General features: G+C 60.7%; 10 protein-coding genes. 8 read left to right on the top strand and 2 right to left on the bottom strand.

Annotated features, from left to right (window positions below; all coding sequences use genetic code 11):
• Positions 1-139 precede the first annotated feature (139 nt).
• From QTH97_RS36375 to QTH97_RS36345, 7 genes are all read left to right on the top strand, one after another.
• Complete coding sequence (locus QTH97_RS36375) at positions 140-394, top strand: DUF2934 domain-containing protein (RefSeq protein ID WP_286573611.1); 255 nt, start codon at positions 140-142, stop codon at positions 392-394.
• Between the two features lie 248 nt (positions 395-642).
• Entirely contained in the window at positions 643-1,452 is an 810-nt protein-coding gene (locus QTH97_RS36370; protein ID WP_286573609.1) for an OBAP family protein, read from the top strand.
• A gap of 125 nt (positions 1,453-1,577) precedes the next feature.
• Positions 1,578-2,693: a potassium channel family protein gene (locus QTH97_RS36365; RefSeq protein ID WP_286573608.1), complete on the top strand. Its 1,116-nt coding sequence runs from the start codon at positions 1,578-1,580 to the stop codon at positions 2,691-2,693.
• A 491-nt stretch (positions 2,694-3,184) separates the two neighbouring features.
• Complete coding sequence (locus tag QTH97_RS36360; RefSeq protein WP_286573607.1) at positions 3,185-4,168, top strand: IS5 family transposase; 984 nt, start codon at positions 3,185-3,187, stop codon at positions 4,166-4,168.
• Between the two features lie 247 nt (positions 4,169-4,415).
• Positions 4,416-5,441 carry an IS110 family RNA-guided transposase gene (locus tag QTH97_RS36355; RefSeq protein WP_286573605.1) on the top strand — a complete coding sequence of 342 codons (1,026 nt, stop codon included), beginning with the start codon at positions 4,416-4,418 and terminating at the stop codon, positions 5,439-5,441.
• 472 nt (positions 5,442-5,913) lie between these two features.
• A complete protein-coding gene (locus QTH97_RS36350) occupies positions 5,914-6,228 on the top strand; it encodes a hypothetical protein (RefSeq protein ID WP_286573604.1) in 315 nt (104 codons plus the stop codon).
• A gap of 469 nt (positions 6,229-6,697) precedes the next feature.
• Positions 6,698-6,916, top strand: a complete 219-nt coding sequence (locus tag QTH97_RS36345; RefSeq protein ID WP_286573602.1) for a hypothetical protein — start codon at positions 6,698-6,700, stop codon at positions 6,914-6,916.
• Positions 6,917-7,385: 469 nt separating this feature from the next.
• On the opposite strand, the gene QTH97_RS36340 is transcribed toward QTH97_RS36345, so the two are convergent.
• Positions 7,386-8,054 (bottom strand): hypothetical protein, encoded by a 669-nt coding sequence (locus tag QTH97_RS36340; RefSeq protein ID WP_286573599.1) that lies wholly within the window; start codon positions 8,052-8,054, stop codon positions 7,386-7,388.
• 338 nt (positions 8,055-8,392) lie between these two features.
• Between QTH97_RS36340 and QTH97_RS36335 the strand changes: the two genes are divergently transcribed.
• Entirely contained in the window at positions 8,393-8,818 is a 426-nt protein-coding gene (locus QTH97_RS36335) for a hypothetical protein (RefSeq protein ID WP_286573598.1), read from the top strand.
• 186 nt (positions 8,819-9,004) lie between these two features.
• On the opposite strand, the gene QTH97_RS36330 is transcribed toward QTH97_RS36335, so the two are convergent.
• On the bottom strand, positions 9,005-9,211 hold the full coding sequence (locus tag QTH97_RS36330) for a hypothetical protein (RefSeq protein ID WP_286573596.1): 207 nt from the start codon (positions 9,209-9,211) through the stop codon (positions 9,005-9,007).
• Positions 9,212-9,357: the final 146 nt, after the last annotated feature.

The following is a 9,357-nucleotide window of genomic DNA, read 5'->3' as shown; positions in this document are numbered from 1 at the left end:
GACCTGAGTTCGGTCCTCTCCTTCGATGAATCGCCTCATGTGACCCCTCTCGACGAGTTGCCATAACTTAGGCGAGTTGTGTGAGTCCTTCAACCGTTTTCACACAGCCTCCATTCCTTGCCGACAATGGGAGCCAGCAATGCCTCTGGAAAAGCCTGCCAGCGTAGAACAGTCGACTGCTCCCCTGCCCATCGCGGTCCCGACAGAAGCCGAAGCACGCGCTGCCGATCTCGAACAAGAGGAGAACGCGGGTGGTGGGCTTCGGGGTCTAAGTCGAGAAGAGCGGATCCGCGAAGCGGCCTACACCCGAGCTGAGCGCAGAGGCTTCGAGCCTGGCCATGAGGAGGACGACTGGCTCGAGGCGGAGTGCGATATTGATCGCAAGGACGGCTGAAGAGCCGTGTCCCGGACGATCTGAGATGACATTGCAGCCCGTACCCTGCTGAGACTGAGCATGGAGATCGTGTGAGCGTTCTCGTTCGCATCCGCGGTCTGTGCAATTACCGCGGGCGTCCAAGGAGCAGCGCGCTTGCATCCGGGGATCATTCGGGACGGGCTGACGATTCCGCCGCGTTAGGATTAACCGAGGACCAGCGCCCGAACCCAAGGCGGAACCGGCCTGGCGGCCCAGGGGAGACAGCAATGGCTGATCGTTCGAGAAAGATGCGCTTCTCGGCTGTCGCGCTGGTCGTGGCCACTGGCATGGCGGGATGCGGCGGCAGTAACTCGTCCTCGAGCGTGCAATCTCCCGGTGCACCGGAGAAGACCGGAACCCGCATCCTCGAGACCGGCGCCGCACTGATACAGGACAAGCCGCCGGTGGAGGCGCTCAACGCCTACCTGGATGGCTTTCACTTCTACAGCGGACGACCACAAGCGCAGATGGAAGCCCATCACTACTGCTCGATCCTGAGCGATGAACTGATCCAGTGCGTGATCTTCGACGGCAACGTCAAGAACGCGAAGCTGATGGGTGTCGAGTACATCGTCAGCGAACGGATGTTTCGTACGCTTGCCCCAGAAGAGAAGCGGCTGTGGCATAGCCACGTGCACGAGGTGAAATCAGGCCAGCTCATTGCACCGGGCATCCCGCAGGTCGCGGAGCATGCGCTGATGCAGAAGCTCATCGGAACCTACGGCAAGACGTGGCATACGTGGCATACCGACTTGGGGAAGGATCTACCAGTGGGGGTGCCGCAACTGATGATGGGCTTCACCGCGGACGGGCAGGCGAGCGCCGACATGGTGGACGCCCGGGATCAACGTTTTGGAATCAGCAGCAGCGCCAAACGAAAGGACAGGGAATCGATCGTTGCGCCACCGGTGGCGGAGGGCGCTGACGACTGGCAGACCGGAAAGCCGGCGTTGCAGATCGCGGATCCCTTGGGCGCCGCTCGCGCCGGTCACTCGGGCGCAGGTGATCCAGCCCAGGCCTCCCGGCCTCGACAGTAATCAAGCGCCGACACCCGCTTCCACGAACCGTGAGCCTCGCCCGAGTTTCCATCTTGAGAAGGCGCGAGAAGCTCGTCCTGTTCAACCAGCGCAAGGCATGATGGCCCTTTGTCCGAGGATCACCCTTGATTGCCTTCATCGCCATTTTGTCCGGCGTCGTCCTGGTGGTGGCAACCTTGATCGATGCCTTCGAGGTCGTTCTGCTGCCGCGCCCCGTACGCCGACGGCTGCGGCTGAATCGCTACTTTTTCGCTTGCACGTGGGCTGTTTGGGTACGGTGCGCTGATCTTTGGCCGCATGGTCGAAGGCGAGAAGATTTCATCGGGGTCTTCGGTCCGCTGTCGATGGTCATGCTCTTCGCCCTGTGGGCCGTCAGCCTCATCGTCGGCTTCGGGATGATGCAATGGGCGCTGCAAGTTCTTGTCCCCGACTCGGGCTCGAACGAGCTGGTCGATCAGATCATTGTCAGTGGGGACGCCTTCTTCACGCTCGGCTACGGCGACAATGTGCCGCACCATTGGCTCGCGCGTCTCCTGGTGATCTTGGAGGCAGGCACCGGATTCGGATTTATCGCGCTGACCATTGGCTATTTGCCCGTGCTCTATCAGCACTTCGCGAAACGCGACCTCCAGCTCATCTCCTTTTCCGCGCGCGCGGGTACACCACCAACCGCTGCGGCTCTCCTTGGCTGGCATATGCATGGCACTCCGGCGGGACTCGAACGCTGGTTGAGGGATTGGGAGATCTGGGCCAGCGACCTTGTCGAGAGTCAGGCCGTCTACCCGATGCTGGCGTTCTACCGATCGCAACACGAGGGCCATTCCTGGCTCGGATCGCTGGCGGTGGTGCTGGACGTGTGCACGTTGCTAATTGCTGGCGCCGATGACGCCCGGCGACTTCAGGCCACGGCAACATTCAGCGCTCTCAGACGCGTACTCGATGAAGCCAGTGACTCATTGCGTGTGGCCCCGGCCCGGCAGGTGTCGTCCCGCTGCATGGATTCGGGGGCACTGCACCACCTCACTCCCACCATCCGACGCATACTTCCGGCTTGGCGCGATGATGCGGCTGCCCTGGAGGCCATTCGAAAATTGCGGCAAACCTACGAGCCTCGTCTCGAGGGCCTTGCTGCGTACTTGCTGCTCCCACTGCCTGAGTGGATCAATCCGGAATCACCCGCGGGCGCGCGCTTCGATCGAGAAACAATCGTCCGGCAGCTGACAGAACGGCCCACAGAGTGACGGACTGCGCAAAGGGACGCCATAGCCGATGTGGCCGAGGCAATAGCTCGGCAAGAACGCCCATACCCTGGCAGACGAGGAACGGCAGGCCATCGCCAAGCATAACTGGGCGACCTGTTGCCTCCCGGTTCACGAGGCTAGGAGAAGCTCAGCGGGGCCTGCACGTATCTGGAGGAGCTTTTCCTACGTGGCCCTCGTGGCGAAGATTGTTGGGCGACCACCCGCGCTTTAGCGCCGCGACATGGCTGTAAATTCGCGTGCCGGCGAAACGAGTTCGTGCGAACTGGCGTCGTCAAGCGGCACTGCGTCGATTTTCGGCTTTGGGCTCAGGGTTGGTTGAGGCAGTTGGTCCTTCAGCGTCGATCTCGAGGAGTTCCTGCGCAATCGTCGCCCTAGCTTGGGCACTCCTCGGCCGTTCCGCCTACGAATGGCCAGCACCCCTTCTAAGGATGGTCTGCAAAACAGGCCCAGGCCTTGCATGATCTGAGCCCATGTTTTCCAAACGCGTGACGCCGCAGAATCAACTCGGCTTGGGGCTGAACCTGTCCACCAAGAAGACGCGCAAGCGCGAGTTTCTCGACGAGATGGATCGGGTGGTGCCTTGGGGCGCACTGGTGCAGATCGTCGAGCCGCATGCGCCGCGGGCAAAGACCGGGCGACCACCGTTTGCGATCGAGACGATGCTGCGCATTCACTACCTTCAACAATGGTTCGGTCTGAGCGATCCGGCGATGGAAGAAGCGCTGCACGACGTGCCGCTGTACCGGGAGTTTGCTGGCCTCGGTGATGGCGTGAGCCGCCTGCCCGACGAGACCACCATCCTGCGGTTTCGCCATCTGCTGGAGGCCCACGACCTGGCCGCTGACATGCTTCGCGTGGTCAACGACATCCTGCAAGCCAAGGGTTTGATGCTGCGCACGGGCACCGTGGTGGACGCCACGCTGATCTCGGCGCCGAGTTCGACCAAGAACGCAGAAGGCGAGCGCGACCCGGAGATGCATCAGGTGAAGAAAGGAAATCAGTGGTACTTCGGGATGAAAGCGCACATCGGCGTGGATTCCACCTCGGGCCTGGTGCACACGGTGGTTGGTACCGCAGCCAACGTGAGCGACATCAACCTCGCCGGCGCACTGCTGCATGGTGAAGAGCAGGCAGCCTTCGGCGACGCCGGCTACCAAGGCGTGCACAAGCGTGACGAAGCCCAAGGGCCGACCTGGCATGTGGCGATGCGTCCGGGTAGGCGCAGGATGCTCAACCCCTTCATCGAGCCGGAGTTCATGGCCGAGCGCGTAGAAAAAATGAAGGCCAGCATCCGGGCCAAGGTCGAGCACCAGTTCCGCGTGATCAAGCGGCAGTTCGGCTTCACCAAGGTGCGCTACCGAGGGCTGGCGAAGAACACGGCGCAGATCGTCACGCTGTTCGCGCTGTCGAACCTGTGGATGGCCCGGCGGCGTTTGATCGGGATCGAGGGATGAGTGCGTCTGCAGGGCCGGAATCGGGCCCACAAGACCTGCTTGAAGACTGCGCCGCGCGGCAAATCGACGCCTCGACAGCTCGATTGACATGTTCGGATGCATCGACATCGCCATATTCATTCAACCGTCCGCGCTGCGCGTGTTCTGCAGATGGTATGGGCGCCTCCCTCCCTGTGTCGGTTCTGCCCTGTGGCCTGGGTAGTGCCAGAGTGGTGACCTCGTCGTCATCATCTAACTGGAGACCATCATGGAACGTACCGTTATCGCTGTCGACATTGCCAAGAAGGTGTTTCAGCTGCACTGGGTCGATGTGGAAACGGGATGCATCGAGCGCTTGCGACTCAAGCGCGCAAAGCTGCTCGAATGGTTTGCCAACCGCACCACCGCGCTTGTCGAAATGGAAGCTTGCGGCGGCGCGCACGACTGGGCCCGTGCCTTATTCGAGTTTGGCCACGAGGTACGACTGATTTCGCCCAGGAAGGTACGCCCGTTCGTGCAGCGCAACAAGACCGATGCGGCGGACGCTCAGGCGATCTGGACGGCGAGTCAGCAGCCCGGCATGCGCTTTGTGCCAGTCAAGACTGAGGCCCAGCAGATTGTGTTGTCCTTGCATCGACTGCGCGCGCAACTCATGAAGACCCGCATCATGCAGACCAACGAGCTTCGTGGACTGCTCTATGAGTTTGGCATCGTGCTGCCGGAAGGCCGCGTCGCGTTGCTCGGGGCCTTGCCCGACGCGATGTCCGACGCGAGGGTCCGGCTGCCGCCCATGCTCATGGACAGCCTGGACGAGCAGGTCAGGCGAATCCAGCAACTGCAGGCCGACATCGACATCATTGAACGCAGGCTCTCTCAGCAAATGCGAGATATACCCGCCTGCAAGGCTGTTGCCCAGATCCCCGGCGTTGGGCTCCTCACCGCCACTGCCGTAGTCGCCAGCATGGGGACACCGACGGCGTTCAAGGATGCGCGAGAGTTTGCCGCGTGGGTCGGATTGGTCCCCCGCCAGACCGGCACAGGTGGACGTGTCAAGCAGCTCGGCATCAGCAAGCGGGGCGATGCTTACCTGCGAACGCTCCTCATGCATGGCGCTCGATCTGTCGTGATCAGATCGAAGGATGGCTCGACATGGCCATGGCTGGCAGCTCTGTTGCAGCGCCGACCATATAGCGTGGCCGTCGCCGCCGTCGCGAACAAGTTGGCGCGAACGATCTGGGCGGTCCTGGCCCGCGGACAAGTCTGGCGGCCTGAGGCGTGGCAAGCAGCGCGCTGACGAGTTCTTGGAAACAGCCTGCGTTTGAAGGAGAGCAAGCGACCACGCGCGTGATGGGACAGACAAGGTCGGACCGGGACGAGGACACTCCGATAGGGATCCAGAGCGAAGAGCTCGATCTGCAGATGGGAACCTCGTCAGCGAAAACCATCAGGGCCAGCAGGCATATCGGCCTGCATAACAGGCCGGATATAAGACTGCAGCCCTGCCTCCTGCTTCTTCACACACACGAGGTACTTGCGATCCGGGAGGCGCCCATATAAGGGCCAGCAGGCATATCGGCCTGCATAACAGGCCGGATATAGACTGCAGCCCTGCCTCCTTCTTCACACACACGAGGTACTTGCGATCCGGGAGGCGCCCATATAAGACCATCCCTAAAGGTCGGCCGCCCCCTACAGTCTCTACAGCTTTTCCCCGAGGGCGCATGCGGTAATCCAGGAGGAAGGTATCCCTTCACAGGAGCAATGCCATGAACACACCTCGTAATTCCGGTGCAAACGAAGAGCCCGAACTGGGCGCCGACGAGTCAATTCCGCTCGATGGAAAAGATCCAAAGGGTGAAGAGATGATGAAAGAGCTTGGCCGCGATTTGAAGAAGAGGGGGGACGGTGGCGATACCGAAGGGAATTCTGGGACGTCTTCACCGACGAAAGAAGAAGCCGGGGCTCTGCTTGAGAAGGCTCGAACCGAGGCGCAGTTGCGCGTGGCCGACGTTCATTCCGAAGAGGGCACGGTGAAGTCCGAGAAGGCGCAGAACTCTCCGCATCCGGACGACCACGACTAAAAAGGGGGGCCCGGCGGCCTGGCCGGCGGCAGCGCCATGTTGATGACATCGACCATGTCGGCGTCGGTGTAGGCTTCTGCACGAAATCGGAGGTGCCAGCCTAAATGATGAGGCCCAAAGCCTATGCGTCAGTCGCCAGCGCGCCTGGATGGCCGGATTCAGGACGCTCGCTGAGCGCGTGCAACTGAGCAGGCAACTCAACGGCCAACTCGCGTGCCGGGTAACCCAAAGGGCGAGAATCAGTGCCATAACCACCCCTCAACACCCCCGAAAACACTGGGAAGACTCCGGAATAGGCGAACCGAACGCAACACTCGAGATTTGCCTACGGCGCAATGTCTTTTCACGCATAGCCTTGGCCCCGGCGATGAACGCCGAAGGGCATGGGGACATGGGATCCGGTGTTTGTCCTACGGATTGAGCGTGGTGGTGGACCGAAATTTGAGCTTTCACCAACCAAGGAAACCCGATGACCAATCCCTGGATGACAAGCAACCCATTCATGAGCATGTGGCTCAGCACCGCCAATCAGATGATGAGCACGGCTCACGGCATGGCAGCCAGCATGATGCAACGCCAAGCTTCTGCGATGCAGGCCGAATTCGAGAAGCAGGTCATCGACTTTTGGACCGGGGGATGGATGCAGCAGATGAAGAACCCACTGACGAAGCCGCTTGACCGGCGGTAAGCATATCCTCATTGCAGACTTAGACCTGTTGGAGAGTTTGCCGAGCCAGCCCAGCGTAACTGTCACCGCAGCGCCGGCGGCTGCAGTCTCCAAAATGTCGTCCATCTTCTCGGCAATCGAGGCGTGCAGTTCAACACCGTCCTCGGTGAACTTAACCTGCTCGTTCGGAATTGTCTTTCACCCGAAGCTTCGAGGCGACCCGCCACTCGATGCGGAGCGCGACGCATTCTTCACCGTCCTACGGCCCCCGTCATCCACACATGGGGTGAGGCCCACCAACTAGGGGCATTTTCCCGTCGTGCCTCCTGGGTACAGTTTCTACCTCTCTTGACTCTGCATCTTCTAGCCATTGGCAGCGGGAACATCACTCGCATATGGACGAGCCGTTCTGTGTCGCGCTCAGGGAGACACGAGGAACGACAGCGCGATCCGCACGGTGCCATCGGTGAACCCTTCCGTGCCGCACACCCTACTTGGACTGTTCGAAATATTCATCCCATGCCCCTTTGATCCTTTCGCAATCGAAGGTCTGGAAAATGTGGGTCTCCATCGCGTTGGCGTTGACGACCTTCAAATCCATTGCGCACCTGTACCCGGGAGGCCGCTTCTGTGCATAGGCATTGCGCAGCTCTTGGTACGCTTTCGCGACCCCAGGCGTTACCTCCCATCCGAGGACGACTTGCTGCGTCGAGTGAGGTTGAACGAAGACAACCCCCTGCGGAGGGTTCACTTCGAGCTTGACTTGCGCCACCACCCGATCCTCTTGCGTGACAGTAACAACGCTAGAGATTGCTCCGATTCGAGGCCCATCATTGCTGACAAGCAAGAAAGCCTTGCTCCTTTGCCCAGCGCCAATCAGCAAGGCGGAGATTCGCGAGTTCTGCACTTCGAGCGTCCTCACCAGTGGGGGAACAACTGTGGCTGACACAGCGATGAGACCTGTAGCCATAGCGAGAGTTGTGCTTCCGATCGGAAGGTACCGCTTCCAGGTGAGGTCCGCTTTACAGTGCTTGCACAGTTTGGCCTGCGGGTTTATTTGCTCACGGCAAGCCGGACACTGCACCGCCGACACCAGCGGGGTCAAGGCCGCTGACGCGAGGATCGGGTCAGGTGAATCTTCGCCAACATTATGTGCCATGAGCATCTCCGTTTGCCCAGTAGATATTGTCAACGAGCCGCCGTCGCAGTGCTCGGTACCGTGGAGGGGTCGTTGGAGGTAGACGGCTGGTGTTGGCGATGGGCATGGCGACGATCTGTCGATGACCCGTGAGGAGATCGCCATAGCGGAGAGCGCCCGCGATTTTCCCGCCGTTTGGGATGGGGCGGCTCCCCTCAAAAATACAATCTCCAGTCGGGGCGAGGAGCCGTAGGACATGCCGGGCCACCTCCTTTTGTAACCCGCCCCCTCGGTCGCAAGGTCATGGCCCCTGAATCGAAGGCAGGCATGACACCGTGGTTCACGAGCATGCAGCCCGTGTGTACCATGCCATCGGCACTGACGCCGCACCCGTGACGCGGCGGGCCGGCATCGACGCCGCCGACGAGGAGGACTATTGCTGCACCATGACGCTTACGGAGGCGGCAGAAGAAATTCTCGGCAAGCTGCCGAATAAGGTTCAGGAATACAACGCCCTCAACCAACTCCTCAACCTGTGCATGTTTATCCCGAATGCCGATGCTCACGAGGGCGACGATCCGCCAAAGGCCAAGACCTTCATCGCCATGGCAAATGCTCAGCGCGATGTGTTGAAGCACATCAGGGACGGTGCTGACGTTGCGATCTTGAAGGCGGACGCTATCCAGATGTTGGAACGTTCGGTTGCCAGTTTCATGTTTTTGACCGGACGCGACGCCCCACTGATCGTTCGCTACTTGGCTACAAAGGGTTCCCATGCGGCTTGAGAAGCACTACCGCTGGCGCACCCTGTGGCTCGGCAAGTGGGTCACGACGCGACACCACTGCACCGAGGACGAGACGCATCGAGCACCCGGAGGCTCAGCGCGTCCACGGTACCCTGATCGAGCGGTGGATTCCCGAGACAGACGAGGAACGCGCCGAGCACGTCCTCGCCACGAAGCTCGTCCCCGTCAGCCGTACGTGTGCTGCTGGCGCCGCCAAGAAAGCGTGGAAGCCGTGACCGATTTGAAGCGAACCCGATAATCCAACGTATCGACGACTCGCTTCGCGCCAGCCTTGCCGGCTGCACGGCGCACAAGATCACCGACCCGGCGGCCAGCGAGCAAAACTAACGTATCGCTGAGTTCCAGCAGGGTGACCGGAATCAGCAGCGCCAACGCTGCCGTGCATCAACGGGGGAACCGTCTTTGCTGGGCGGCCTCAAATCTGAAGTGCAACACCTCTTCAAGTAAGGTGTTCCATGCAAAACCGAATCAGCTATCAGCAACTGCAGCCCGAGGACCGAATGACCATCGCGAGCATG

Origin of the sequence: Variovorax gracilis (assembly GCF_030317115.1) — a bacterium.
Taxonomy (GTDB): domain Bacteria; phylum Pseudomonadota; class Gammaproteobacteria; order Burkholderiales; family Burkholderiaceae_C; genus Variovorax; species Variovorax gracilis.
Note: the sequence above shows the minus strand (reverse complement) of the source record. Positions and strands in the feature narration are given on the sequence as shown.